The sequence below is a fragment of the Acrocarpospora catenulata genome, from assembly GCF_018476525.1.
Classification (GTDB): Bacteria; Actinomycetota; Actinomycetes; order Streptosporangiales; family Streptosporangiaceae; genus Acrocarpospora; species Acrocarpospora catenulata.
The window spans coordinates 58,255-83,851 of sequence record NZ_JAHCST010000039.1; the positions used below are offsets into that span (position 1 = coordinate 58,255).

Annotated in this window: 24 protein-coding genes; 17 read left to right on the plus strand and 7 right to left on the minus strand. The window is 69.9% G+C overall.

The features are described from left to right. Positions 1 to 16 precede the first annotated feature (16 nt). The 10 genes from coaD (at position 17) to KIP79_RS30630 (ending at position 11,024) form a co-directional block, all read left to right on the plus strand. A complete protein-coding gene (gene coaD, locus KIP79_RS30585) occupies positions 17 to 493 on the plus strand; it encodes a pantetheine-phosphate adenylyltransferase (protein ID WP_214108413.1) in 477 nt (158 codons plus the stop codon). Positions 494 to 659: 166 nt separating this feature from the next. Continuing rightward, positions 660 to 1,223, plus strand: a complete 564-nt coding sequence (locus tag KIP79_RS30590; protein WP_214108414.1) for a YceD family protein — start codon at positions 660 to 662, stop codon at positions 1,221 to 1,223. A gap of 1 nt (position 1,224) precedes the next feature. Then, positions 1,225 to 1,404, plus strand: a complete 180-nt coding sequence (gene rpmF / locus KIP79_RS30595; RefSeq protein WP_214108415.1) for a 50S ribosomal protein L32 — start codon at positions 1,225 to 1,227, stop codon at positions 1,402 to 1,404. Between the two features lie 312 nt (positions 1,405 to 1,716). Continuing rightward, entirely contained in the window at positions 1,717 to 2,454 is a 738-nt protein-coding gene (gene rnc, locus KIP79_RS30600; protein WP_214108416.1) for a ribonuclease III, read from the plus strand. A 26-nt stretch (positions 2,455 to 2,480) separates the two neighbouring features. Beyond that, positions 2,481 to 3,356 (plus strand): bifunctional DNA-formamidopyrimidine glycosylase/DNA-(apurinic or apyrimidinic site) lyase, encoded by an 876-nt coding sequence (gene mutM / locus KIP79_RS30605; protein WP_214108417.1) that lies wholly within the window; start codon positions 2,481 to 2,483, stop codon positions 3,354 to 3,356. Next, positions 3,323 to 3,619 (plus strand): acylphosphatase, encoded by a 297-nt coding sequence (locus KIP79_RS30610; RefSeq protein ID WP_372453717.1) that lies wholly within the window; start codon positions 3,323 to 3,325, stop codon positions 3,617 to 3,619. Before mutM ends, KIP79_RS30610 begins: the two co-directional genes overlap by 34 nt. A gap of 189 nt (positions 3,620 to 3,808) precedes the next feature. Further along, complete coding sequence (locus KIP79_RS30615; RefSeq protein WP_061255024.1) at positions 3,809 to 4,003, plus strand: hypothetical protein; 195 nt, start codon at positions 3,809 to 3,811, stop codon at positions 4,001 to 4,003. A 370-nt stretch (positions 4,004 to 4,373) separates the two neighbouring features. Continuing rightward, positions 4,374 to 7,796: a chromosome segregation SMC family protein gene (locus KIP79_RS30620; protein ID WP_214108419.1), complete on the plus strand. Its 3,423-nt coding sequence runs from the start codon at positions 4,374 to 4,376 to the stop codon at positions 7,794 to 7,796. A 44-nt stretch (positions 7,797 to 7,840) separates the two neighbouring features. Further along, positions 7,841 to 8,998, plus strand: coding sequence for a signal recognition particle-docking protein FtsY (gene ftsY, locus KIP79_RS30625; RefSeq protein WP_214108420.1), 1,158 nt, complete (start codon positions 7,841 to 7,843; stop codon positions 8,996 to 8,998). Positions 8,999 to 9,185: 187 nt separating this feature from the next. Then, a complete protein-coding gene (locus KIP79_RS30630) occupies positions 9,186 to 11,024 on the plus strand; it encodes a tetratricopeptide repeat protein (protein WP_250214089.1) in 1,839 nt (612 codons plus the stop codon). On the opposite strand, the gene KIP79_RS30635 is transcribed toward KIP79_RS30630, so the two are convergent. Continuing rightward, positions 11,014 to 12,084: a PLP-dependent cysteine synthase family protein gene (locus KIP79_RS30635; RefSeq protein ID WP_214108421.1), complete on the minus strand. Its 1,071-nt coding sequence runs from the start codon at positions 12,082 to 12,084 to the stop codon at positions 11,014 to 11,016. The two genes, KIP79_RS30630 and KIP79_RS30635, sit on opposite strands and share 11 nt — an antisense overlap. Positions 12,085 to 12,329: 245 nt before the next feature. Between KIP79_RS30635 and KIP79_RS30640 the strand changes: the two genes are divergently transcribed. After that, the gene (locus KIP79_RS30640; RefSeq protein ID WP_214108422.1) at positions 12,330 to 12,926 is read left to right on the plus strand and encodes a sigma-70 family RNA polymerase sigma factor; all 597 of its coding nucleotides are present in this window, start codon (positions 12,330 to 12,332) and stop codon (positions 12,924 to 12,926) included. Here the strand turns inward: KIP79_RS30640 and KIP79_RS49030 are convergent. Continuing rightward, positions 12,923 to 13,825 (minus strand): anti-sigma factor RsbA family regulatory protein, encoded by a 903-nt coding sequence (locus KIP79_RS49030; RefSeq protein WP_214108423.1) that lies wholly within the window; start codon positions 13,823 to 13,825, stop codon positions 12,923 to 12,925. The genes KIP79_RS30640 and KIP79_RS49030 overlap by 4 nt on opposite strands. Positions 13,826 to 13,866: 41 nt before the next feature. Then, on the minus strand, positions 13,867 to 14,700 hold the full coding sequence (locus KIP79_RS30650) for a DMT family transporter (RefSeq protein WP_214108424.1): 834 nt from the start codon (positions 14,698 to 14,700) through the stop codon (positions 13,867 to 13,869). A 198-nt stretch (positions 14,701 to 14,898) separates the two neighbouring features. Between KIP79_RS30650 and KIP79_RS30655 the strand changes: the two genes are divergently transcribed. The 3 genes from KIP79_RS30655 (at position 14,899) to KIP79_RS30665 (ending at position 16,839) form a co-directional block, all read left to right on the plus strand. Continuing rightward, the gene (locus KIP79_RS30655) at positions 14,899 to 15,204 is read left to right on the plus strand and encodes a hypothetical protein (protein ID WP_214108425.1); all 306 of its coding nucleotides are present in this window, start codon (positions 14,899 to 14,901) and stop codon (positions 15,202 to 15,204) included. A gap of 85 nt (positions 15,205 to 15,289) precedes the next feature. Beyond that, entirely contained in the window at positions 15,290 to 16,072 is a 783-nt protein-coding gene (locus KIP79_RS30660; protein WP_250214091.1) for a polysaccharide deacetylase family protein, read from the plus strand. 143 nt (positions 16,073 to 16,215) lie between these two features. Further along, the gene (locus tag KIP79_RS30665; protein ID WP_214108427.1) at positions 16,216 to 16,839 is read left to right on the plus strand and encodes a DUF2461 domain-containing protein; all 624 of its coding nucleotides are present in this window, start codon (positions 16,216 to 16,218) and stop codon (positions 16,837 to 16,839) included. Between the two features lie 204 nt (positions 16,840 to 17,043). On the opposite strand, the gene KIP79_RS30670 is transcribed toward KIP79_RS30665, so the two are convergent. Both KIP79_RS30670 and typA read right to left on the minus strand, forming a co-directional pair. Continuing rightward, positions 17,044 to 17,637 (minus strand): superoxide dismutase family protein, encoded by a 594-nt coding sequence (locus tag KIP79_RS30670; RefSeq protein ID WP_214108428.1) that lies wholly within the window; start codon positions 17,635 to 17,637, stop codon positions 17,044 to 17,046. A 159-nt stretch (positions 17,638 to 17,796) separates the two neighbouring features. Next, positions 17,797 to 19,650, minus strand: coding sequence for a translational GTPase TypA (typA, locus tag KIP79_RS30675; RefSeq protein ID WP_214108429.1), 1,854 nt, complete (start codon positions 19,648 to 19,650; stop codon positions 17,797 to 17,799). Positions 19,651 to 19,836: 186 nt separating this feature from the next. Between typA and KIP79_RS30680 the strand changes: the two genes are divergently transcribed. Continuing rightward, positions 19,837 to 20,586: an alpha/beta hydrolase gene (locus KIP79_RS30680; protein ID WP_250214092.1), complete on the plus strand. Its 750-nt coding sequence runs from the start codon at positions 19,837 to 19,839 to the stop codon at positions 20,584 to 20,586. Between the two features lie 152 nt (positions 20,587 to 20,738). Here KIP79_RS30680 and KIP79_RS30685 read toward each other — a convergent pair whose 3' ends face one another. After that, entirely contained in the window at positions 20,739 to 22,175 is a 1,437-nt protein-coding gene (locus KIP79_RS30685) for an aldehyde dehydrogenase (RefSeq protein ID WP_214108430.1), read from the minus strand. A 255-nt stretch (positions 22,176 to 22,430) separates the two neighbouring features. Between KIP79_RS30685 and KIP79_RS30690 the strand changes: the two genes are divergently transcribed. Continuing rightward, entirely contained in the window at positions 22,431 to 23,324 is an 894-nt protein-coding gene (locus KIP79_RS30690; protein ID WP_214108431.1) for a VldE C-terminal domain-containing protein, read from the plus strand. On the opposite strand, the gene KIP79_RS30695 is transcribed toward KIP79_RS30690, so the two are convergent. Beyond that, positions 23,313 to 24,590: a GH1 family beta-glucosidase gene (locus tag KIP79_RS30695; protein WP_214108432.1), complete on the minus strand. Its 1,278-nt coding sequence runs from the start codon at positions 24,588 to 24,590 to the stop codon at positions 23,313 to 23,315. The two genes, KIP79_RS30690 and KIP79_RS30695, sit on opposite strands and share 12 nt — an antisense overlap. 68 nt (positions 24,591 to 24,658) lie before the next feature. On the opposite strand from KIP79_RS30695, the gene KIP79_RS30700 reads away from it, so the two are divergent. After that, positions 24,659 to 25,309 (plus strand): TetR/AcrR family transcriptional regulator, encoded by a 651-nt coding sequence (locus KIP79_RS30700; RefSeq protein WP_214108433.1) that lies wholly within the window; start codon positions 24,659 to 24,661, stop codon positions 25,307 to 25,309. Positions 25,310 to 25,597: the final 288 nt, after the last annotated feature.

Below are 25,597 nucleotides of genomic sequence, written 5' to 3' on the forward strand. Positions count from 1 at the left end.
ATCTAAGGGGTGTGTGGTGCGCCGAGTGGTTTGCCCGGGGTCGTTTGACCCTGTCACCAATGGTCACCTTGACATCATTGGCCGGACGTCACGCTTGTATGACGAGGTCGTAGTCGCCGTTCTGATCAATATCGAGAAGAAGAGCCTGTTCACCGTGGAGGAGCGCATCGAGATGCTCCAGGAGGTGACCAAGGAGTACGGCAACGTCCGCGTGGAGAAATTCCATGGGCTGCTCGTGGATTTCGCCAGACAGCAGGACATCCCCACCATCGTCAAGGGCCTCCGCGCGGTCAGTGACTTCGACTACGAGCTCCAGATGGCCCAGCTCAACTACCGCATGTCGGGTGTCGAAACCCTCTTCATGTCCACCAACCCGGAGTACTCCTTCCTCTCCTCCAGCCGCCTCAAGGAAATAGCCCGCTACGGCGGCGACGTCTCCGGCTTGGTCCCCGACCTGGTCCTCCACCGCCTCATCGACCGCCTCCGCAACTGACGGTGGTCGTCCCACCCACCCCTCTGACCCTTCGGGTCCGGACCTGGTTCCCCCGGGGTGGGCGGTCACAGCAGGGCCACTGTGCCGGAGGCACGGTCGTGGATGCGGTATCGTTTACCTCTGGCCTTGCACGACGGCGGTGTTCGCCATGCCTAATGGAAGCAGGATGAGTCTGCACAGCCTCGACCCTCGAGCGCCCTGGGTGATCTCGACTCACGATTTGGGGCGGCGGCCGGGGTCGATGCGGAAGATGACTCTGGTGCTTCCGGCTCCGGTGGATCTCAATGTCGGCATGATCGGTGTCCCCAAGGACGCCGACGTCGAGCTGGATATCCGCCTTGAGGCGGTCATGGAAGGCGTGCTCGTGACGGGCACGGCGGGTGCCCCGCTCAGCGGGGAGTGCTCGCGTTGCCTGGATCCGCTGACCTCGGAGATCGAGGTTGGCTTCCAGGAGCTCTTCTTCTACTCGGCGGAAGACGCCGGAGAGGATGATCCGAGCCTCGACGGCGAGCTGCTCGACCTGGAACCGACGTTCCGTGACGCGGTGGTGCTCGCGCTGCCGCTCAGCCCGGTGTGCCGGGAGGACTGCCCGGGGCTCTGCACGGAGTGCGGGGTCAGTCTGGCGGAAGCCGGCCCGGACCACCGGCACGAGCGGCTGGACAGCCGGTGGGCGTCGCTGCAAAGCCTGAATATCGACGTAGTGGATAAACAAGACGATCAGGAGGCCTGACGTGGCCGTTCCCAAGCGGAAGATGTCGCGGAGCAACACCCGCGCCCGCAGGTCCCAGTGGAAGGCGAAGGCGGTGGCACTGGTGAGCTGCCCGCAGTGCCGCTCCCCCAAGCGCCCGCACATCGCCTGCCCCGAGTGCGGCACCTACAACCGCCGTCAGGTCACCGCCCCGGCGTCCTGATCGCGTTCTGACGAGAAAACACGATCTCCGCAGCGGCCGTGCGGCTGTCTGCGGGACGGGTTTCTCGTCAGCAGGAACATTCACCACGCCGATCGGGTCGTCAAACGGCCCGGTCGGCGTTACCTTGCTTCACAAGCGCTCTGTTTCGGGCGCGAGCGGTGGCGGCTGGCCCGCGGCCGTGGTGGACGCCGGGTCCGCACCCGACGCCCACCACGCCTTCGGGCTCGTCAAGATGTTCCACGTCAAGATGATCCACACCTGCCACCGTGCTTGGGCGTAGCCGTGCACGAGGCCGTGCAGGAGAGGAGCATCATGAGCGGGAAGCCCGTCGCCGTGGAAGCCGTCCGCGACGAGCTGGAGCGGGTCCTGGAGGTCCGCCTCAACACCGAGATCCTGGAGCGGGCGCTGACCCACCGCTCGTACGCGTACGAGAACGGCGGCCTGCCCACCAACGAGCGGCTGGAGTTCCTCGGGGACTCGGTGCTCGGCCTGGTGGTCACGGACACGCTTTTCCACGGCCACCCGGACCTGCCGGAGGGCCAGCTGGCCAAGCTGCGCGCGGCGGTGGTGAACATGCGCGCGCTCGCCGACGTGGCCCGCACCCTCGACCTGGGCCGTTTCCTGCGGCTCGGCCGCGGCGAGGAGGGCACCGGAGGCCGGGACAAGTCCTCGATCCTGGCCGACACGCTGGAGGCCCTGATCGGCACCGTGTACGTGGACAAGGGCCTGGACGAGGCCTTCCGGGTGGTCCACCTGCTCTTCGACCCGCTGATCAAGCGCTCGGCCTCGCTGGGCGCCGGCCTGGACTGGAAGACCTCGCTGCAGGAGCTGACCGCCTCGGAGATGCTGGGCGTGCCCGAATACCACGTGGACGAGAGCGGCCCCGACCACGCCAAGTCGTTCGTGGCCACCGTCCGGGTGGGCGGTCAGGAGTACGGCACGGGCGCCGGCCGCAGCAAGAAGGAGGCCGAGCAGCAGGCCGCCGAGGCCGCCTGGACGGCCATTCGCGCCCTGCGCGACGCCCGCGAGGCCGCCGTCGGCCAGGCGTGACCGTCACCTCGAACCTGGAGGGTTAAATGCCGGAATTGCCGGAAGTTGAGGTTGTCCGGCGGGGCCTGGCGGAGTGGGTCGCGGGGCGGGAGATCGCTTCCGCCAAGGTGCTGCACCCGCGGGCGGTGCGCCGTAACGAGGGCGATCTCGCGAGCCTGCTGCCCGGCCGGGTGGTCGCCTCGGCCGAACGCAGGGGCAAGTACCTGTGGCTGCCGCTCCGCGAGGACCCGGAGTCCCCGGCCGAGCACGCGCTCCTCGCCCACCTGGGCATGAGCGGCCAGCTGCTCATGATCGAGCCGGGCAAGCCGGCCGAGAAACACCTGCGGGTCCGCATCACCTTCAACGACGACGGCCCCGAGTTGCGCTTCGTCGACCAGCGCACCTTCGGCCACCTGCTGTTCTGCCCGCTCGCCGTACGGCCGTTGCGCACGGTCCCGGAACCGATCGCGCACATCGCCCCCGACCCCTTCGAGACGGCCTTCGACGACGCCGAGTTCACCCTGCGGCTGCGTAAGCGCCTGACCGGCATCAAACGGGCGCTCCTCGACCAGTCGCTGATCAGCGGCGTCGGCAACATCTACGCCGACGAGGCCCTGTGGCGGGCCAGGCTGCACTGGGCCCGCCCGACCGAGACGCTGACCGGCGGGAAGGTGGCCGAGCTGCTGGCCGCCGCCCGCGCGGTGATGACGGAGGCACTCGGCGAGGGCGGCACCTCGTTCGACCGGCTGTACGTGAACGTCAACGGAGAGAGCGGTTACTTCGACCGGTCACTCGCCGTGTACGGCCGCAGGGATGAACCCTGTCCGAGATGCGGCACCCCCATCCGGAGGGACGCTTTCATGAACCGGTCAAGTTACTCCTGCCCGAAATGCCAGCCACGCCCGAGGAACGGCAGATGGTAAGGCTGACCGCCTGGGTACGCGGCCGCGTGCAGGGTGTGGGCTTCCGCTGGTGGACCCGGGCCCGCGCGCTGGAGTTGGGTCTGACCGGCTGGGCGCGCAATCTCGAGGACGGCAGGGTTGAGGTTGTGGCCGAAGGACCACGGGAATCATGCGACGCGCTGCTGGAGTTGTTGCGCGGCGATGACACGCCCGGCCAGGTCACGGGCGTGGTGGAGCGATGGAGTGATCCAAAAGGGGCAGTTGTCGGTTTTGTCGAGCGGTAGCCCCTTCCCTTAAACCCCCCAAATGAGGTATATTTACATGTCGGAAGTGTTCACCGGTGGCTCATTGTGAAGCGTTCAACTTGACCGCCTCCGCAGCCGGTGCGACTCTTGAGAAGAACCACGCGCACCCCTCCCGCGGCTCGAAGTGCGCGAACCAGTCTGGTCACTCAGCGTGGAGGACCCTTAACCATGGCGAAGGCTCTACTCGGCCACGTCGGCGGTCCTGACCCTCGTATGGTCTCGGAAATGCGTCGCCTCCAGCAGCGCATCCGTGACCTGGAGGCAGAACTAACCCGACTCCAGGCACAGAACGATGCGCTTGCCGCGCAATCTCGTGATGAGGCCCTGGTCAGGCTGCAGGATCGCGAGCCGGCTCTCACCTGAGAGGCCGGGTCAACACGGATGAAAATTGTCAGGGGCGCCTCGAAAGGGCGTCCCTTGTCATGTCGAACGGCAGGGCCGGCGCCACTCCTGACGGCGCCGGAAGCACCACAGAACGGCAGTTGAACACCAGCTGAACCAGGAAGTCACCACCCGAAACCCGGGTGTGTGACTTCTCTCACTTTCCGGCCGTTTTCACGATCCAGCCGCAGGCCGCGACGCCATTTACCGAAGATTGCCATTTTGACGGTGATTCTTTGCTCATTGGACGGTCGCGGTTTCCTGCCTGCTTTCCTGGGCAGGGTTCGCGCGACCCGCCGGGAACCCCGGTAGTCTTCCCCAAGGCCGATGGGCAGGGAGGGGGCGGGAGCCGGTGTACCTGAAGACGCTCACCCTGCGCGGCTTCAAGTCGTTCGCCTCCGCCACCGCCCTCCGCTTCGAACCGGGCATCACCTGCGTGGTCGGCCCCAACGGCTCCGGCAAGTCCAACGTGGTGGACGCGCTGGCCTGGGTGATGGGCGAGCACAGCGCCAAGTCCCTGCGCGGCGGCAAGATGGAGGATGTGATCTTCGCGGGCACCTCCTCCCGCCCGCCGCTCGGCCGCGCCGAGGTCACCCTCACCATCGACAACACCGACGGCGCGCTCCCGATCGACTACACCGAGGTGACGATCAGCCGCCTGATGTTCCGCTCCGGCCAGAGTGAGTACGCCATCAACGGCGACACCTGCCGCCTGCTGGACATCCAGGAGCTGCTCTCCGACTCCGGCATCGGCCGGGAGATGCACGTCATCGTCGGCCAGGGCCAGCTGGACCAGGTCCTGCACGCAGGACCCGAGGACCGCCGGGCCTTCATCGAGGAGGCGGCCGGGGTCCTCAAGCACCGCAAGCGCAAGGAGAAGGCGCTTCGCAAGCTGGACGCCATGCAGGCCAACCTGACCCGGGTCCAGGACCTGGCCACCGAGCTGCGCCGCCAGCTGAAGCCGCTGGGCCGCCAGGCCGAGATCGCCCGCAAGGCCGCCGTGATCCAGGCCGATCTGCGGGACGCCCGGCTCCGCCTGCTCGCCGACGACGTGGTCACGCTCCGCGAGACGCTGGAGCGGGAGGCCGCCGACGAGGCCGCCGTGCAGGCCCGCAGGGCCCAGGTGGAGCGGGAGCTGGCGGAGGGCCAGCAGCGGGAGGCCACGCTGGAGGCCGCGGCGGGCGAGGCCCAGCCCCGGCTGACCGCCGCCCAGGAGACCTTCTACCGGCTCTCCGCGCTGCGCGAGCGGCTGCGCGGGGTGGAGAGCCTGGCGGCCGAGCGGCAGCGGCACGCCGCCGACGCCGCCGCGATCGAGCGGCGGGGCCGTGACCCGGAGGAGTTCGAGCGGGAGGCCGCCGAGGTCCGGGAGCGGGAACGCGAGCTTCAGGAGGAGCTGGCCGAGGCCCAGGAGCGGCTCGCCGCCGCCGAGGAGGCCCGCAGCGAGAGCGAGGAGGCCCTCGGTGCCGAGGAGCGCCGGCTGACCGCGCTGTCCAGGGCCGCCGCCGACCGCCGGGAGGCGCTGGCCCGGCTGCGCGGCCAGGTCGACTCGGCCCGTGGCCGGGTCAGATCCGCCGACGAGGAGCTCGGCCGCCTGTCCAAGGCCCTGGCCGACGCGCGCCTGCGAGCCGAGCAGGCCCAGGCCGACTACGACGCCCAGGAGAGCGCCGAGCCCGCCACCGACCCCGATCTCGCCGCCGAGCTGGCCGTCGCCGAGGAGGGCGTCGAACTGGCCCGCGCCGAGGTCGAGGCGGCCCGTGAGGTGGTGGAACAGGCCAAGGGCGCGGTGGAGGAGGCCAAGGCCGCCGTGGCGGCCCCGCGCGCCGCCCTGGCCGCCGCCTCCGCCCAGGTCGGTACGGCTCGCGCCGCCGACCAGGAGGCCCAGCGCGCCCTGAGCGCCCTGGACGCCCGCAGGGAGGCCCTGGAGCTGAGCCTGTCCGGCGACGGCGAGCTGGCCTGGGTGACCGGCGAGCTGGCCGAGCCCCGCCGCCCGGTGCTGCTGGCCAAGGACGTGCCGACCGCCGAGGCGCTGGCGGCTGGTCCCGAGCTGGCGGCCGTGCTCGGCCCGCAGGCCCTGCTCGGCGCCCTCACCGGAACCGGTTCAGCGGACAATTCCACCTGGCAGGTACGGGCCGCCCTGGACCGGGCCGTGGCCGACCTGCGGGCCGCTGAGGAAACCGCCAAGGAGAGCGCGTTCTCGCTGGAGGAGGCCCTGTCGGCGGAGGCCGCCGCCCGGGAGGCCGTGGAGGCGGCGCAGGGCGGGGTGGGCGAGGCGCAGACGGGGGTGACCCTCGCCCAGAACGGGGTGAACTCCGCGCGTGGCGGGCTGGACGCGGCGCAGGCCGTACTGGACCGGGTGCGGGGCAGGCAGCGGGCGGCCGATCAGCGGCTGGCGGACGCGGCCACCCGGCTGGCCCGGATCGAGGCCGCCGTCAAGGCGGCCAGGGACGAGGGCGACCGGCTGGAGCGCGCCGCCCAGGGGGCCGCGGAGGCCAGAGAGGTGGCCCAGGCCGGGATCCTGGAGCTGGAGGAGCGGCTGGCCGAGGAGGAGTACGCCGACAAGCTGGAGGCCGAGCCGACCACCGAACTCCGGGACCAGCTGGCCGCCGCCTGCGGGGTGGCCCGGCAGGTGGAGATGGAGGCCCGGCTGACCGTGCGGACCGCCGAGGAGCGGGTCAGGGGCATCGCGGGCCGGGCCGACGGGCTGCTCCGGGCGGCCAGGCGGGAGCGCGAGGAGCGAGCATCGGCGGCCGCCCAGCGGGAGCGGCGGCGTGAGCAGGCCAGGGTGGCCGCGACGGTGGTCAGGGGCGCCCAGACCGCGCTGCGGGCGCTGGAGGTCTCCCTGGTCCGGGCGGCCGAGGAGCGGGACGAGATGGCCGCGGTCCGGGAGTCGGTGGAGGCCGAGCTGAAGACGGTCCGGGTCCGGGTCCGCGAGCTCGGCGTCGAGCTGGACCGGCTGGTCAACCGGGCGCACGGCAGCGAGGTGTCCCGCACCGAGCAGCGCCTGCGCCTGGAGCAGCTGACCGAGCGCGCCCTGGAGGAGTACGGGGTCGAGACCGACGCCCTGATCGCCGAGTACGGGCCCGACGTGCCCGTCCCCGGCGACCCCCCGGTCCCCTACGACCGTGCCGAGCAGGAGAAGCGGGCCAGGCTGGCGGACAAGCAGATGACCCAGCTGGGCAAGGTCAACCCGCTGGCCCTGGAGGAGTTCGCGGCGCTGGAGGAGCGGCACACCTTCCTCACCTCGCAGCTGGAGGACCTCAAGAAGACCCGGCGCGACCTGCTGCTGGTGGTCAAGGAGGTGGACGACCGGGTGGAGCAGGTCTTCTCCGCCGCGTACGAGGACGTGCAGCGGGAGTTCTCGCAGATCTTCGAGCGGGTCTTCCCCGGCGGCGAGGGCCGGTTGCTGCTGACCGATCCCAGCGACATGCTCACCACCGGCGTGGAGGTGGAGGCCCGCCCGCCGGGCAAGAAAGTCAAACGCCTCTCGCTGCTGTCCGGCGGGGAGCGTTCGCTGACCGCGGTGGCCTTCCTGATCTCCATCTTCAAGGCCCGCCCCTCGCCGTTCTATGTGATGGACGAGGTGGAGGCCGCCCTGGACGACACCAACACCCAGCGGCTGCTCACCCTGTTCGAGGAGCTCAGGCAGAGCTCGCAGCTGATCGTCATCACGCACCAGAAGCGGACCATGGAGATCGCCGACGCGCTCTACGGCGTGTCCATGCGCGGCGACGGCGTCACCCAGGTGGTGAGCCAGCGGCTTCGGGAACACGCCTGAGCGGGTGAACCAACCGCCGGAGGTTTCTGGAAAACTGACTAGCTGTGGATGGTTACCTCGGCATAGTCCTGATCGTGGTCCTGGCTGCCCTGCTGGCGTCGGGAGGTCTGTTTCTCCTGTTTCGCCCGACGAAGGGCCGGCAGCTACCCCCACCGCCCCCGGCCGAGCCGCTGGCGGGCGCTCCGGAGGAGGAGCAGGAGGGCGGTGGCGTCGCCACCCTGGCCCCCCCGGCCGCGCCGGTCGAGGAGCTGGTCAAACCACCGGAGCTCGAGGTCCCGCCGCCGTCCGCCGGCCGGATGGTACGGCTCCGCGCGCGGCTGGCCCGCTCGCAGACCACCCTGGGCCGGGGCCTGCTCGACCTGCTCTCCCGGGACCGGCTGGACGACGAGGTCTGGGACGAGGTCGAGGAGAAACTGATCACCGCCGACGTCGGGGTGGGCCCCACCCGGGCGATCGTGGAAGAGCTGCGGACCAAGGTCAAGGTGCTGGGCACCCGCACCCCCGATGAGATGCGCGGCCTGCTCAAGGAGCAACTGCTGGCCCAGATCAACCCCGGCCTGGACCGCACGCTGCACACCGACGTCCCGGGGGACCGGCCGGCGGTGCTGCTGATCGTCGGCGTGAACGGCACCGGCAAGACCACCACCACGGGCAAGCTGGCCCGATCGCTGGTCGGGGACGGCAAGTCGGTGGTGCTGGGCGCGGCCGACACCTTCCGGGCCGCCGCCGCCGACCAGTTGCAGACCTGGGGTGACCGGGTGGGCGCGACCGTGGTGCGCGGGCCCGAGGGCGGCGACCCCGCGTCGGTGGCGTTCGACGCGGTGGCCAAGGGCCTGACCGAGAAGGCCGATGTGGTGATCGTGGACACCGCCGGGCGGCTGCACACCAAGACCGGCCTGATGGACGAGCTGGGCAAGGTCAAGCGGGTGATCGAGAAGCGGGCCCAGGTGGACGAGGTGCTGCTGGTGCTGGACGCCACCACCGGCCAGAACGGCATGCGGCAGGCGCAGGTGTTCGCCGAGGTGGTGAACATCACCGGCATCGCGCTGACCAAGCTGGACGGCACGGCCAAGGGCGGCATCGTGATCTCGGTCCAGCGGGAGCTGGGTGTTCCGGTCAAGCTGGCCGGGCTGGGCGAGGGCCCCGATGATCTTGCGCCATTCGACGCCGATGTCTTCGTGGACGCGCTTTTGGGTGACTGAATAGCCAATTACCTGCATTTATCGGGAAATGTCTGTTACCGGCCAAAGTATTGTTATTTGAACGGTGGCATGTTGACATTGGCGGGTCTTGAAAGCCTAGTGGGGAGGTGCCTTTCATGAAGAAGGTCATCGTGCACAAGCCTGGAACGGTCAAGCTCACCGGCGGCGCCAGCGCCAAGCATCTGCCTTGATCGATGAGGAGGGCCGGAGCCCGGGGGCTCCGGCCCTCACGGGCGCCGTCCACGCCAGGAAGGACGTCAGGAAGCCCGGACATCTCTGGGTCCGGGGCAGCCGCTGGCACGAGGTACGGGACCTGCCGCCCCTGCTGGTGCCGCCGATCGACGCGCACCGCTCGGCCGGGCCGTACACGGTGGCCCGGTTGTTGCTGGGTGCGCTCGTACCGCGGGCGCGGGCGGAGCTGGTGGCGGCGCACGACGTCGAGCTGCGGGCGGCGGGGCTCGGCGGGCTGGTGCCCGCGCGGCGGACGAGCCTGGCCGACCGGGTGCCGCCCGAGCAGCGCATCCTGGTGCCCGGGGCGCGGCGCACGCTCCGGCTGGCCAACGGGATGACCGAATTCGTCCGCGACCACGTCACCGGACCTGCCGCGCTGGTGGTGGAGAACCTGCACGAGGCCGACCACACCGACCGCGAGTTCGTCGGCGTGCTGCTCCGCCGGATCGACCCGGCCAGGCTGACCGTGGTGGCCTGCGCGGCCGATCTCGAACCGCCGGGTCAGGTGGAGGTCCTCGCCGGGGTGGTGGAGTCCGGGGCGTACAGCTGGCCGGAACCCACCGTGGAGCTGGTGCGGAGCTATGTCGAGCAGGGCTTCCACCACGCGGCGGCCGAGGCGGGCCGGTGGGCGCTGGACCGGGCGGTGGTGGACTCGCCGCCCTGGTGGGCGCTGATCCAGCGGACGGCGGGCGCGCTGGCCGCGATCGACCGCGAGGACGAGGCCAGAGACCTGTACGACCTGGCCCGCCGGGAGAGTACCGAGCCCGTCAACCGGGCCACCGCCGCGTACGCCACCGCGATGATCCTCACCCGGCACCACGACCCGGAGCGGCGGGACCTGGACGAGGCCAGGTCCTGGATCAACGAGGCGGTGACCATCACCCGGCTGCTCCCCGACCGGCGGCAGCGCGCCTTCCACCTGGGCTTCGACCTGAACGGCAAGGCGCTCATCGAGACCAGGCGGCGGCGCCCGGAGGCCGCGCTGCGCCTGGTGGAGGAGGCCATCGAGCTGGCCGACCGCGACCTGGCGCCGGACGAGCACCCGATCCACCGGCTGGTGCTGCGCGCCAACCGGGCCCAGCTGAGGGCCGCGCTCGGCGATCCGGCGGCGGCGCTGACCGACCTGAACACGGTGATCGAGGCCGATCCCGGCTACCCCGACTACTACATCGACCGGGGCAACCTGCTCTACCGGCTGGGCCGCCCGGACGAGGCGGTGGCCGACTACGAGACCGCGATGCGGGTGGGGCCGCCGTTCCCCGAGGCGTACTACAACCGGGCCGAGGTGCGGTTCGCGCTGGGCGACCACGAGGGGGCGCTGGCCGATCTGGACTACGCGATCGAGCTGGACCCGGAGTTCGTGGACGCCTACGCCAACCGGGCCGGGCTGCTGGTGGCGACGGGGGCGTACGAGCGGGCCAAGGCCGACGCGCGCCGGGGTCTCGCGCTCCAGCCGCGCAACGCGTACCTGCTCTGCGCGCTGGGTCAGGCGGAGGCGGCCACGGGGGAGCCGGCGGCGGCCCGGAAGGCGTACGACGCGGCGCTCATTCACGATCCGGAGCTGGCCGCGGCCTGGGCCAGCCGGGGGGAGCTGGCCTTCGCGCTGGGCGACCCGCGGGGGGCGGTGGCCGACCTGACCCGGGCCATCGAGCTGGGCGACGACGCGGCGCTGCGTTTCAACCGGGCGATGGCGCTGCGGGCGCTCGGGGAGGCCGAGCGGGCCCGGGTGGACCTGACGCGGGCGGCCGAGCTGGACCCCGGCGACGAGGACGTCAGGAACGCGCTCAGCTCGTGAGGAACGCCCGGAGTTCGGTTAGGTGGGGCTGGATGTCCAGGTCGTGTTCGGTGAGCCAGGCGTCGTCGCCGTAGGTGTGCCGGTAGCGTTCGCCGCCGTCGCAGATGATGGTGACCACGCTGCCCTGTTCCCCGGCCGCCCGCATCTCCTGGATGATGGCCACGGCCGCGGCCATGTTGGTGCCGGTGGAGCCGCCCACGTCCCGGTGGGTGACCTCGCGGGTCCACCGCATGGCGGCGATGGACAGCGCGTCGGGCACCCGGGTCATGCGGTCGATCACGGTGGGCAGGAAGGACGGCTCGACCCGGGGGCGGCCGATGCCCTCGATCCGGGAGCCGACGGCGGTGCCGTCCCGGCCGGAGACCCAGGACGGGTAGAACGCCGAGCCCTCCGGGTCGGCCACGCAGAGCCGGGTCTGGTGGCGGCGGTAGCGGAGGTAGCGGCCGATGGTGGCGGAGGTGCCGCCGGTGCCGGCGCCGATCACGATCCAGGCGGGTTCCGGGTGCCGTTCCAGGGCCAGCTGGTCGAAGATGCTCTCCGCGATGTTGTTGTTGCCCCGCCAGTCGGTGGCCCGCTCGGCGTAGGTGAACTGGTCCATGTAGTGACCGCCGGTCTCGGCGGCCAGCCGGGCGGATTCTTCGTAAATCTTTCCGGGATCGTCAACCAGGTGGCACTTTCCGCCGTAGAACTCAATGATGTCCCTCTTCTCCGGGGAGGTGGTGGCCGGGATGACCGCGATGAAGGGCAGGCCGAGCAGCCGGGCGAAGTACGCCTCGCTGACCGCCGTGGAGCCGCTGGACGCCTCGATGATCGTGGTGGCGGGGCCGATCCAGCCGTTGGCCAGGCCGTACAGGAAGAGGGAGCGGGCCAGGCGGTGCTTGAGTGAACCGGTTGGGTGTACCGACTCGTCTTTCAGGTAGAGGTCCACACCCCAGTGCGCGGGGAGGGGAAAGACATGCAGGTGGGTGTCGCAGCTGCGGTTGGCGTCGGCCTCCACGGCCCGGATGGCTTCGGAGACCCAAGCCCGCGTTGCGGGATCGTGCCGGTTCGTATGCTCCATGGCGCTAACTGTAATGAGTGGCTTATGCCACAGTTTCATCCGGATCGAGGCAAGAGTGTTATGCTATTGAGACTTGTCCGGACTACGTGTGACGAGACCACGCTGGACGGGCGGACTCCGGCTAACGCCCCGCTTACGGGAGGGCTGCCACGATGACACCCGGGACCAGACGGGGGCCCGGAAAAACGGTCGCATGGTCCCGTGGTAGAGGGGTAACGGGGGAAAGAGTTCGCAGGGGGGATGAGATGATCGCGATGACCGACGAGCAGCGTCAGGCCTGGTTCGAGCGCGACGTCGTGCCGGTGACCAGCCAGCTCTACGCGTCCGCCATGCGACTCACCCGCAACCCGGCCGATGCCGAGGACCTGGTACAGGAGACGGTCACCAAGGCGTTCACGTCCTACCACCAGTTCCGCGAGGGCACCAACCTCAAGGCGTGGCTGCACCGGATCCTGACCAACAACTTCATCAACGACTACCGGAAGAAGCAGCGCTCGCCGAAGCTGTCGGCGGCCGAGGAGATCGAGGACTGGCAGCTGGCCGCCGCCGAGTCGCACACCTCCTCCGGCCTGAAGTCGGCCGAGACCGAGGCGCTGGAGTCACTGCCCGACAACGTCGTGATGAACGCGCTCCGCTCGCTTCCCGAGGACTTCCGGGTCGCCGTCTACCTGGCCGACGTGGAGGGCTTCGCGTACAAGGAGATCGCCGACCGGATGGGCACCCCGATCGGCACCGTGATGTCCCGGCTGCACCGGGGCCGGCGCCAGCTGCGCGGCATGCTGGAGGAGTACGCCAAGGAGGAGGGCGTAGTCCGGGTGCCGGAACAACCCGTGGCGGCCTAGAGATTCATGTGGAGGCGGACCCGTGAGATGCCGTCCGCGCTCCGGACCTCCATGCGATCGCAGAGCTGGCGGCTGATCCAGAGACCGTAACCCCGTGGTGACTCGTGCTCCGGGGGGATGTAGCCGGGGAACGGCACCCCCATTCCGCCGTCCGGATTGGTGATTTCGCAGACCAGGTTCCCGCCCGCCCGCCAGACCGCCACCCGCCCGTACCCGGAGCCGTGCTCCACCGCGTTCGCCGCGATCTCGGCGGCGGCCAGCACCAGCGAGGCCACCAGGTTCCGCTCCATGCCGGCCGCGTACGCCTGGCTCTTCACGAACTCCCGCAACCGGCGCACTCCGGGCAGGTCGAACTCCATCGAGGCGGCCTGCGCCGGCGGCTCGTCGAAGGGTGGTTCGTTCCAGTCCATCAGCTCGGGGGATATGTAGCCGGGGTTCGGAACGGTCCGATCCCCGTCCAGCAGGAGCGGATGGGTGCGGAGGGTGTCCGCGTCGGGCTCCCGGTACACGCAGGCCGCCGTGCCGGTGATCCCGGCGAAGGCCACATTCATGATCGCTTCGATCCTGGCCCATTCGGCGGCGTGCCCGGCCTCGCCCCGGACCGGCTCGGCGATCACCAGGACGGGCGTGTCCCGCCGGGTGAGCTCGAGGTAGGCGGCCAGCGCCCGGGCCGGGTGGTGGAACCAGTCCGTGTTCAGCCTGGTCTCCAGCCGGGCGAAGTCGGCGCCGAGCGTGCCCTCCAGCAGCTCAAGGCAGGCCGCGCCGCCGATGACGACCGTGTGCTCGCCGCGGCGCAGACCGTCCAGGACCAGGGGCAGGACCGCTTTCGGGTACTCCTCGGGCGCCCCGTACGCGACCGCGACGTGGGCGAACGGCCCTGGGAGTGAAGCGGCCTGCACGTGGACGAACGTAACAAGCTTCTATGGCAACTGACAATCCGTCAGGAAGCGGCAATAAGTGCAATTGCCCCGAGAGCGCAACCAACCCCTGCAATCTGCGTCATGCTCAGCCGTTCGCCGAGCACGTACCTGGCCAGCAGCAGCGTGCTCGCCGGGTAGAGCGAGACCAGCACGGTGACCAGGATCAACATGCCGCGCTGGGCGGCCAGCAGGAACAGGATGTTGGCCGCCATGTCCAGCACCCCGGCCGTGATGGTCACCCGCAAGGAGCCCGCCGCCGGCCGCAGGCTCCGCCTGGTGGCGAAGGCCAGCGCCGCCACCAGGCCGATCGAGGCGATCCTGGCCCCCAGCAGCGGCCAGAGCCCGGCGTCGGCCGGGGCCAGCTTGAGCAGGATGAAGAAGCCGCCGAACCCGGCTCCGGAGGCCAGCGCGTTGAGCACCGGGCCCAGGCTCAGCCCTCCGCCGCCGCCCGGCTCGCGGCTGACCAGGGTGACCGCGAGCAGGCCCAGCGCCACCCCGGCCAGGGCGGCCGGGGACGGGCGCTCGCCCATCAGCAGCCCGAACAGCACCGGTACGGCCATCGCGGTGGTGGCGGTGATCGGGGCGACCACCGACATCTTGCCCGTCGCCAGGCCCCGGTAGAAGAGCACGATGCCCGCGCCGCCGGCCACTCCGGCGGCCATGCCCCAGAGCAGGGACGCCGGGCTCGCCGCACCTGGCAGGAAGGGCATGGCCAGCAGGACCAGGACGAGGCCGCCCAGTTGCGAGCAGACCACCACGGCCAGCACCCGGGAACGCCGGGTGGCCAGACCGCCGAAAAAGTCCGCCGTGCCGAAGATCACGGCACACGCCGTCGCGAGCGCCACCGCTGTCACACCAACCCCCCAGGAAAGAAACCTCCAATACTTTACAAAGGGCACGAAAGCACGCCGTACACGGAAAGAGCGATAACGTTGCGAGATCACGGGGTGGAGTCTCATGATTACCCCATGAACATGCGAGGGGGTGCCCGGGGATGGGTACACCCCTTGCTGTGCGTGTCGCTTCTTGGGGGTGGCCGATGAGGGAGTTACGTGAGTGAGTCGCGTGCGGCGGTGGAGAAACTCCGGGTCGAGCTGGCCAACCTCGGTGTGGAGGATGCGTACGAGATCGGTGACGACGCTACGCTTTCGGTCTGGATCGGTCTGGTGGTCTGTTTCCGGGACGGCTTCTTTCGCTGGCAAGAGGGAGCGGTGAAACGGCGCCATCTGGGTACGGATCCGGTTGGATGCGCCATCCGGGTGGCCCGACGGTATGCCGAGTTACGGGCCGACGTGCCGCCCTGGTGGGAGGACCTGGCCAAGGTCTTACGGGGGGACGTGGCCGAGGACTATCCCTGACCCCCGTCTGACTCGGGGGGACGGAATGCGGGTGGGTCTCGCGCTGCTTCTGGTGGTTACCGGCTGTGCTGCTCCCGTCACGCCCATGGCGCAGCGGGCTCCGGCGGGCAGGCCCTCGCCACAGCCCCCGCCGGCCCCGCCGATGATGGTGGACCCCGATATCCTCGCCCGCCAGCTGACCGGAAACCAGCCCGGCTGGCCGATCTCACCCTTCCCCAGGGCGCCGCTGCCGCGTCTACTGGACTGCGTGAAACTCAAGTGCGTAGCGCTCACCTTCGACGACGGTCCGATGGACGCCACCGCCGAGGTGCTGGACACGCTGGCCGCCCACCAGGCCAAGGCCACCTTCTTCGTGGTCGGCCAGATGGTGAGCGACCAGACCTCAGGGCTGCTCCGGCGCATGGTGGAGGAAGGCCACGAGCTGGGCAACCACTCCTGGGACCATCCCAACCTCACGGGCATCTCCGCCGACAGCCTCAGGATGCAGCTGGAAAGCACCCAGCAGGTGGTGCAGCGGTACACGGGGGTGAAGATGACCGTCATGCGCCCGCCGTACGGGGCGACCGACCAGCGGGTGGCGGCGGCCACCAAGCGGGAGGGCCTGGCCCAGATCCTCTGGGGTCTGGACACTCTGGACTGGCGGGACCGCAACGCCGACCTGGTGGCCAGGCGGGCGGCCATGGCCGAGCCCGGGGACGTGGTCCTGATGCACGACATCCACCGCACCACCATCGACGCGGTGCCCAAGCTGCTGGACGCCCTGGACGGCAAGGGGTTCACCTACGTGACCGTCTCGGAGCTGTTCGGGGAGATGGACCCCGGCCGGGAGTACTTCGACAAGAAAGCGAAACCGGCTCCGAAAGAATGACCTTGAAATTGGCCGCGCCTCCGGCACGGCGGCCCGGCCGCTTCGCAGCCGGTGTCTTCCCTCCTCCGCTCTGGTCGCTGCGCTCCCGGCGCTCCGTCAGTCCAGACACCGGCGCGGCCGGGCGGGTGTGCCAATCTGAGGGAATGGCATTCGATGGGTTCCCCGACGAGGCTCTGATGTTCTATGAGGGCCTGGAGGCGGACAACTCCAAGACGTACTGGACGGCCAACAAGCCGGTCTACGAGACCATGGTGAAGGCGCCGATGCTCGCGTTGCTGGACGAGCTGGCGCCGGAGTTCGGCAGTCCGGTGCTGTTCCGGCCGTACCGTGACGTGCGGTTCGCCAAGGACAAGACCCCGTACAAGACGCATCAGGGGGCGTACTTCCAGGTGCTCGACGGGATCGGGTACTACGTGCAGCTGGACGCCGAGGGCCTGTACGTGGCGGGCGGCTGGTGGGCGCCCGGCGAGCTGACCGCGCGGTACCGGGACGCGGTGGACGACCAGGCGGCCGGGGCCGAGCTGGAGAAGATCGTCGAGGAGTTGCGCGGGGACTTCGCCATCGAGGGAGAGCGGCTGAAGACCCGGCCGCGGGGGACCCCCGAGGGCCACCCCCGGCTGGACCTGCTCCGCCACAAATCCCTGTACGCCGGCGTCCGGTTCGAGCCGGAGCCGTGGATCCACACCCCCGAGGTCCTCGGGCGGGTCCGCGAGGCGTGGCGGACCCTGACCCCTCTGGTGGACTGGCTCAGAATACGTCTGAGCTGATTCATACCGGTACGGCTGACGCCCCCAATACGGCAGCCGCTAGCCCGCTCAGTGCTGGACGAACTGGTACAGCACCGCGAGCAGGGCGATGATCGCCCAAGCGCAGATCAGCGCCGCGTAGAAACTTCCACTGACGATTCTCATCGGGAAGCCCCCTTCCTCTGTATGAAGAGTGCGGCAGCCAAGTTGCAACTGGCTTGGGCCCTACTTGTGAGCCTTGGCCGCGCTGATGACCCCGCAGGCGATCCGGACCCCCGAGTCCCCCGCCTTGAGGGTGTCCGCGTCCGGGCCGTGGTAGCGCGGCGGGATGTTCGCGAGGTTGTCCGGTCCGGCGTGCACGATGACCGCGCTGCCGTCGGCGTCGGTGAGCTGCGCCAACCGGAACCTGTCGGTCTCGAAGGTCGCGCTGGCGATGCCGTTGGCGGCGGCCAGCAGCGGCGGGAAGTCCCCGCTGTGGTTGGCGTGGTCGCGGGCGTCCGAGTCGTAGTGGGGGCCCGCGCTGAAGAACGGGGTGCCGGAGGCGGGGTCGATCGCCTTCGGGTCGCACTTGCCGACGGCGTGGACGTGGAAGCCGTGCCAGCCCGGGGTCAGCCCGCGCATCGTCACGGTGACCCTGACCTTGCCGGACGCCGCCCGCTTGAGGGTCAGCTCACCCGTCTGCGCGCCCTGCACGTTCCGGATCACCGTCTTGATCGAGTGCTTCTGGGCCGCGTCGGCGGTCGAGGAGGAGACCACGGCGACGGCCAGACCGAGGCCGACTGTGGCCGCCATCGCCAGGGTGGTGACACGTTGGTTCATTTGCTGCTCTCTTCTCGGATTACCGGTGATGCCTCCTCTCTGTCGCACACCGGCCCCGCAACGGTTCGCGCGGCACGACGGTCACGGCCGCCAAGGGTTCCAACTTTCTGCACGACAAAACGCCCGCTCCCGGATGGGAACGGGCGTTTCGATCAGGATCTAGTTCGCGCGCTTGGCTCGGGCTGCGGTGCGGGCGCGGGTGGCTGCGTCCAGGACCACCTTGCGGATCCGGATGTTCTCCGGCGTGATCTCCACGCACTCGTCGTCCCGGATGAACTCCAGCGCCTGCTCCAGCGAGAGCTGCCGGGGCGGGACCAGCGTCTCGGTCACGTCCGCGGTGGACGAGCGCATGTTGGTGAGCTTCTTCTCCTTGGTGATGTTCACATCCATGTCGTCGGAGCGGGAGTTCTCCCCGACGATCATGCCCTCGTACACCTCGGTGGTGGGGGAGACGAACAGCACGCCGCGCTCCTGCAGGTTGGTCATCGCGAACGCGGTCACCGGGCCGCTCCGGTCGGCCACCAGCGAGCCGTTGTTCCGGGTGCGGAGCTCGCCGAACCAGGGCTCGTAGGAGTCGAAGACGTGGTGCACCAGACCGGTGCCCCGGGTCTCGGTGAGGAACTCGGTGCGGAAGCCGATCAGGCCCCGGGCGGGGACCACGAACTCCATCCGGATCCAGCCGGTGCCGTGGTTGGTCATGTGCTCCATGCGGCCCTTGCGCACCGCGAGCAGCTGGGTGACGGCGCCCAGATACTCCTCCGGGCAGTCCACGGTCAGGCGCTCGACGGGCTCGTGCAGCTTGCCGTTGATCTCCTTGGTGACCACCTGCGGCTTGCCGACGGTCAGCTCGTAGCCCTCCCGGCGCATCTGCTCGACCAGGATGGCCAGCGCCAGCTCGCCCCGGCCCTGCACCTCCCAGGCGTCCGGCCGCTCGGTGGGCAGGATGCGGAGCGAGACGTTGCCGACCAGCTCGCGGTCCAGCCGGTCCTTGACCATGCGCGCGGTGACCTTGGCACCCTTGACCCGGCCGACCAGCGGCGAGGTGTTGGTGCCGATGGTCATCGAGATGGCCGGCTCGTCCACGGTGATCAGCGGCAGCGGGCGCGGGTCGTCGGGGTCGGCCAGCGTCTCGCCGATCATGATGTCCGGGATGCCGGAGATGGCGATGATGTCGCCGGGCCCGGCCTCGTCGGCGGGCTTGCGCTCCAGCGCCTCGGTCATCAGCAACTCGCTGATCTTGACCCGCTGGATGCTCCCGTCGGTGCGGCACCAGGCCACCTGCTGGCCCTTCTTGATGACGCCGTGGTGCACCCGGCAGAGCGCGATGCGGCCCAGGTAGCTGGAGGCGTCCAGGTTGGTGACGTGCGCCTGGAGCGGGGCGTCCGGGTCGAAGGTGGGGGCCGGGATGGTCTTGTAGATGGTCTCGAAGAGCGGTTCGAGGTCGTCGGAGTCGGGCATGCCGCCGTCGTCGGGGCGGTTCAGCGAGGCCCGGCCCGCCTTGGCGGAGGCGTACACGATCGGGAAGTCGATCTGGTCCTCGGTGGCGTCCAGGTCCATGAAGAGCTCGTAGACCTCGTCCACGACCTCCTTGATCCGGGCGTCCGGACGGTCCACCTTGTTGATGCAGAGGATCACCGGCAGCTTGGCGGCGAACGCCTTGCGGAGCACGAACCGGGTCTGCGGCAGCGGGCCCTCGGAGGCGTCCACCAGCAGGACCACGCCGTCCACCATGGACAGGCCGCGCTCGACCTCGCCGCCGAAGTCGGCGTGGCCGGGCGTGTCGATGATGTTGAGGGTGCGCCCGCCGTGCCGGACGGCGGTGTTCTTGGCGAGAATGGTGATGCCCTTCTCGCGCTCGAGGTCGTTGCTGTCCATGACACGCTCGTCGACATCCTGGTTGGCGCGGAACGCCCCGGACTGCCAGAGCATGGCGTCCACCAGCGTGGTCTTGCCATGGTCGACGTGCGCGATGATCGCGATGTTCCGCAGGTCGTCGCGGCTCTGCAAAGGCATGATGAAGTCTCGCTCTGGTTCGTCGGGGCTGTCGCCGGCGTCCCTGCTGGGTGGCGAGACGCGTGTGCCGCGAGAGTGCGGCCATCTCATTTTAGGCGATCCCTGTTACGTCGGTGTGCCCCGCGCCCGCAAACCGGCATGTTTCACGCGCCGCGCCCGAAAAGTTCACCCCCGTACGCTGGGATCATGGCCTTCGCACCTGTCTACGGCGCCATGCTGCGCACCGAGGACGGCGTCCGCATCGACGCCGGACACATCCCGGGCGTCTCCGGCGAACTGGGCATCGTGCTCGCGCACGGCTTCACGGGATCCTGGCGGTCCGTGCCCACCCGGCGCATCGCCCAGGTGCTGGCCAGGTACGGCGGGGTGCTGGCCATCGACTTCCGCGGCCACGGGCGCTCCACGGGCGAGTCCACCGTCGGCGACCTGGAGGTGCTCGACCTGGACGCGGCCGTACGGTTCGCCCGGGCCGGCTACCGGCGGGTGGTCACCGTGGGGTTCTCCATGGGGGCGGCCGTCGCGGTACGGCAGGCGGCGCTGTGCGGCGGCGTCGAGGCGGTGGCGGCGGTGAGCGGCCCCGCCCGCTGGTACTACCGGGGCACCCGGCCGATGCGCCAGGTGCACTGGGCCATCGAGCACCCCGCCGGACGGCTGGCGGCCCGGCTGGCCAGGCGCACCCGGATCGCCGCCGGGCGGTGGGACCCGATCCCGCTGGCGCCCTACCAGGCCGCGGCGCTGATCTCCCCGGCCCGGCTGCTGGTGGTGCACGGCGACGCCGACGCCTTCTTCCCGCTGGAGCACGCCACCCAGCTGTACGCGGCGGCGGCCGAACCCAAGGAGCTCTGGGTCGAGCGGGGTTACGGTCACGCCGAGACGGCCGCCACGCCGGACCTGATCCACCGAATTGGTGACTGGTTGGCGCGAACCAAACCGTGATTGCCGGCGTCTACCACAGGAGTACGGATTTCTCCGGTCTCCCTGAGGAGTTCGTGCCCCGTCTTGCGGGAGGCGGGGCCCAGCGTCGCGGGGGCGCGCTGGGCGACCTTCCGGCCCGGTACGGGAGCACCTGTACCGGGCCGGAAACGGTTTCAGCCCAGGCGGGCGATGCTCTTGTACTCCAGGTACGCCGCCAGGCCCTCCGGGCCGAGTTCCCGGCCGAGGCCGCTGGCCTTGTAGCCGCCGAACGGGGTGGCCGGTTCCATGGTGTTCATCATGTTGACGCCGTAGGTGCCGGTGCGGACCTGGCGGGCCACGTCCATGCCGTGGTCGGTGTCGGCCGTCCAGACCGAGCCGGACAGGCCGTAGTCGCTGTCGTTGGCGATCCTGATGGCGTCGGCCTCGTCCTCGTACGGGATGACGGTGAGCACCGGGCCGAAGATCTCCTCGCGGGCGATGCGCATGTCGTTGGTGGCGCCCGCGAAGACCGTGGGGGCCACGTACCAGCCGCGGTCGTACGGGCGGTCCAGGCCGCCGACGACCGCCTTGGCGCCCTCGTCCAGGCCGATGCGGATATAGCCCTCGACGCGGTCCTGCTGGCGTTTGGCCACCATCGGGCCGATTCCGGTGGCGGGGTCGGCGGGGTCGCCCACCGGCTGGGCGGTGACCATCTCGGCCACGGCCTGGACCACCTCGTCGTACCGGCTCCGGGAGGCCAGGACGCGGGTCTGCGCGACGCACGCCTGGCCGCTGTTGAGCAGTGAGGCGATGGACAGGAAGCCCATCGCCGAGGGGAGGTCGCAGTCGTCCAGGATGATCGCGGCGGACTTGCCGCCCAGCTCCAGGCTGCACCGCTTGAGCTGCTCGCCGCAGATGGCGCCGATCCGGCGGCCGGCGGCGGTGGAGCCGGTGAAGGCCACCTTGTCCACGCCGGGGTGGGAGACCAGGTGCTCCCCGGTCTCGCGACCGGCGGCCACGATGCTGACCACGCCCTCGGGCAGCCCGGCCTCCTTGATCATCTCGCCCAGCAGGTAGCCGTCCAGCGGGGTCTCCGGCGCGGGCTTGATCACCACGGTGCAGCCGGCGATCAGGGCGGGGGCCAGCTTGGTCATGATCACGAACTGCGGGACGTTCCACGGCACGATGGCGGCGACCACGCCGACCGGCTCCCGCCGTACGGTGACCGGGCCGAACAGGCCCGGGCGCTGGTCCTCCACCTCGAAGGTCTGGCCCAGCTGGGCGAAGTACTGGAGCATGCCGAGCGGCTGCGGGGCCTGGGCGAGCTGGGAGAAGGTGATCGGGGAGCCCATCTCCAGGGTGATGATCTCGGCGATCTCGGCCTGCCGGGCGGCGTAGATCTCGGCCAGCCTGCCCACCACGGCGGCGCGCTCCGCCATGCTCAGCCGCGGCCACGGTCCCCGGTCGAAGGCCGCCCTCGCCGCGGCCACGGCGCGATCCATGTCCGCCGGGCCGCCCTCGGGCACCCGGGCCACCACCTCCTCGGTGTGCGGCGAGACGACCTCGATGATGCCGGTGCCCGCGGGGGCTACCCAGTCGCCCCCGATGAACAGCGTGTCGTGCTGAAGCATTGGCGTGCCTCCGCGCTCTTGAACGAGTACTCGCTACGTCCCGTCATCTGAGACCGAATCATGTTCGGTAATCCTTGGCAACCCCGGTCGGACCGGGGCCTGGCGGTTCCTCTCCTGCGGTGGGCGTCCCGGTATGTCTCCATTTCTCCGTCAAAATGGCAGATACCTCATCAAAGCCGCACGAGTTCCCCTGTTCCGGTGGCAGCGTACAAGATCATCTTCTATAGTTTCGGTCCGGTTATGAGTGGAGGATGGGTGCGACGCTGGTGGGGCTCGGCCGTGGCCGCGAGCGTGCTCGGGGTGCTCACCGTCTCCGCTACCGCGTCCACCGCGCACGTCGCGGAACCGGACAGAACCGCCCAGTTGCGCAAGCTCACCCAGCAGGCGGCCGACCTGTCCAAGGCGTACCGGGGGGAGATCGCCACCCTGGACGACACCCGCAAAGCCGCCGAGCGGGCCGACGCGCGGGTCAAGAGGCTCAAGACCGAGTTGGTCGTCGCCCAGCGCAAGGTGGCCGAGATGGCGCAGACCGCGTACATGGGCGGCGGGATGGACGGCGTGCAGGTGTTCAGCGCCAAGTCCGACCTCAACTCGGTGGCCACCCTGGCCTACCTGTCCAGCGAGAAGACCGAGCGGCTGGCCAGCGTCGGGCGGCTGGTCGACCAGTCGAAGAAGGCGGCGGCGGCTGCCGACAAGCGCATCGACCAGCTCAAGAAGGAGATCAAAGAGCTCCAGAGCAAGCAGCGCGAGGTGGAGAAACTGCTGGCCAAGTTCGGGTTCCAGACACCGGACGCCGGGACCGGGCTGACCTCGCGCATGGTGAGCGTGCGCGACCAGATCATGCGGAACTTCCCGATGCCGTTCGGCGTGGGCTGCTTCCGGTCGGGTGACCCCGGCGAGCACGGCAAGGGCCGGGCCTGCGACTTCATGATGTCCACCGGCGGGCGCATGCCCGATGCCACGGCCAAGGCACGGGGGGACGCGCTGGCCGCGTGGTGCGTGGCCAACGGGCGGCGGCTGGGGATCATGTACATCATCTGGCAGCAGCGGTACTACGACATCCGAACCGGGGCGGCGCCGAAGATGATGGCCAACCGGGGGAGCAATACGGCCAACCACTACGACCACGTACACGTTTCAGTGTTGTGACAGGTGCTGCCTGAGCCAGTGGTAGGACGCCTTGGGGGTGCGGGCCTGGGTGGCGAAGTCCACGTGCACCAGGCCGAAACGCTGGTGGTAGCCCTCGGCCCATTCGAAGTTGTCCAGTAGCGACCAGGCGAAGTAGCCGCGTACGTCGACGCCTTCGGCCTGGGCCTGGGCGAGGGCCGCCAGGTGGCCGTCGAGGTAGTCGATGCGGAACCGGTCGTCCAGGCCGTCGTGGGAGCAGCCGTTCTCGGTGATGTGGACCGGGGGGAGGGCGGGGCCGTACCGGGACTTGAGGGTGACCAGGAGTTCGCGCAGGCCGTCTGGGACCACCGGCCAGCCGAAGGCGGTGGTGGGGTAGCCGGTGATGCCGGCGTCGTCGAAGGGGAGCAGGTCGGTGGTGGGGGCGGCGATCCGGGTGGGGTTGTAGTAGTTGATGCCCAGGCCGTCGAGGGGCTGGGCGATGGTGGCCAGGTCGCCGTCCTGGACGGCGTCCAGGGTCCCGAACGCCGACATGTCCGGATATTTGCCGATCAGGATGGGGTCGGTGAAGAGGCGGTTGTGGAGGGTGTCGTAGGCGTCGGCGGCGGCCAGGTCGGCGGGGGAGTCGGTGGCCGGCCAGACCGGGGTGCAGTTGTTGGTGATCATCACCTGTTCCGCGCCGGCCGCGCGTAGCGACTGTACGGCCAGGCCGTGGCCGAGCAACTGGTGGTGGGCCACCGGGAGGGCGTCCAGGAAGAGGGTGCGGCCGGGGGCGTGGGTGCCGAGGGCGTAGCCGTACACCAGGTGGACGAAAGGTTCATTGAGCGTGATCCACCACTCGACCCGATCGGACAGCCGTTCTGCCACGATCCCCGCATAGTCTGCGAAATATCCGGAGATATCGCGGTTCATCCAGCCGCCTTCGTCCTCCAGGGCCTGCGGCAGGTCCCAGTGGTAAAGCGTCAGCACAGGGGCGATGTCCCTGGCGCGGAGCGCGTCCACCAGGCGGTCGTAGAAGTCCAGCCCCTTGGCGTTGACCTGCCCCCGCCCCGCGGGCAGCACCCGGGACCACGCCACCGAGAACCGGTAGGCGTTGAGCCCGGCCGCCGCCATCAGTTCGACATCCTCGGGCCACCGATGGTAATGATCGCAGGCAGTGTCCCCGGTATGCCCGTCGCGGATCTTGCCGGGCTGGTGGGCGAAGGTGTCCCAGATGGAGGGGCCCCGGCCGTCCTCGGCCACGGCGCCTTCGATCTGGTACGCCGCGGTGGCCGTACCCCACAGGAACATGGGCCCTCCTGAACGTGAGTGCAACTCATGTTAACCCGGCAGCAATCCAACAGGGAGAGAATGGTTCAATGACAAACGCCGCCGCGGGGACGCTCCGGCGTCGCCCCGCCCAGCGCCGCAGCGTGGAGCGCGTCGAACGCATGCTCGACGAGTGCGCCCTTCTTCTGGACGAGGTCGGGTACGAGGCGCTCACCACCAAGGAGGTGGCCCGGCGGGCCGAGGTCCCCATCGGCACCTTCTACCAGTTCTTCCCCGACAAGCAAGGTCTCGTCCGCGCGCTCGCCATGCGGAACCTGGACGCCTTCCTCGGGCGGATGGCCACCCGGCTGAGCGCGGTCACCCTCGGCGACTGGACCGACGCGGTCGACCTGAGCGTGGATGAGTTCGTCCGGATGAAGCGAACCACGCCCGGTTTCGGGGTGATGGACTTCGGCGAGATCCTGGCCGCCCCCGGCGGTCCCGCGCTGCCCGGCACCCAGCGCATGCTGGACGCCGCCCTGGAGAACAACGTCGTGGTGGCCGACCGCCTCCGCGCCCTCGTTGTCGACCTCGGCGCACCCGCCGGTGACGACCTGGCCCGCGCCTTCGTGGTCGCGGTGGAGGCCGCCGACGCGGTACTCAAACTCGCCTTCCGAGTACACCCCGAAGGCGACCTCGAGCTGATCGCCGAGTGTAAGGCGCTGATCCGCCGCTACCTTGCGGCTCATCTGACCCGCTGACTGTGACATTGGGCCCGCCTCCGGCGGGCCGGCCCGGCCGCTCCGCAGCCGGTGTCTTCCCTCTCTCCGGTCGCTGGCGCTCCCTCCGTTCAGTCCAGACACCGGCAGCGGCCGGGCAAACCCCACATACGACTATGGAGGGTGATTGCCGGTGATGGTTCGCTCCTTGTGCCGCAGACGACCACGGCGGCCGCCTGCCCGGCGGTAGCCGGGTCCGGACCCGAAGGGGTCAAGGGGTGGGTGGGTGGGAGTTCCACGGCAACCATCGTGGGTGGGAGTTAGGGCATG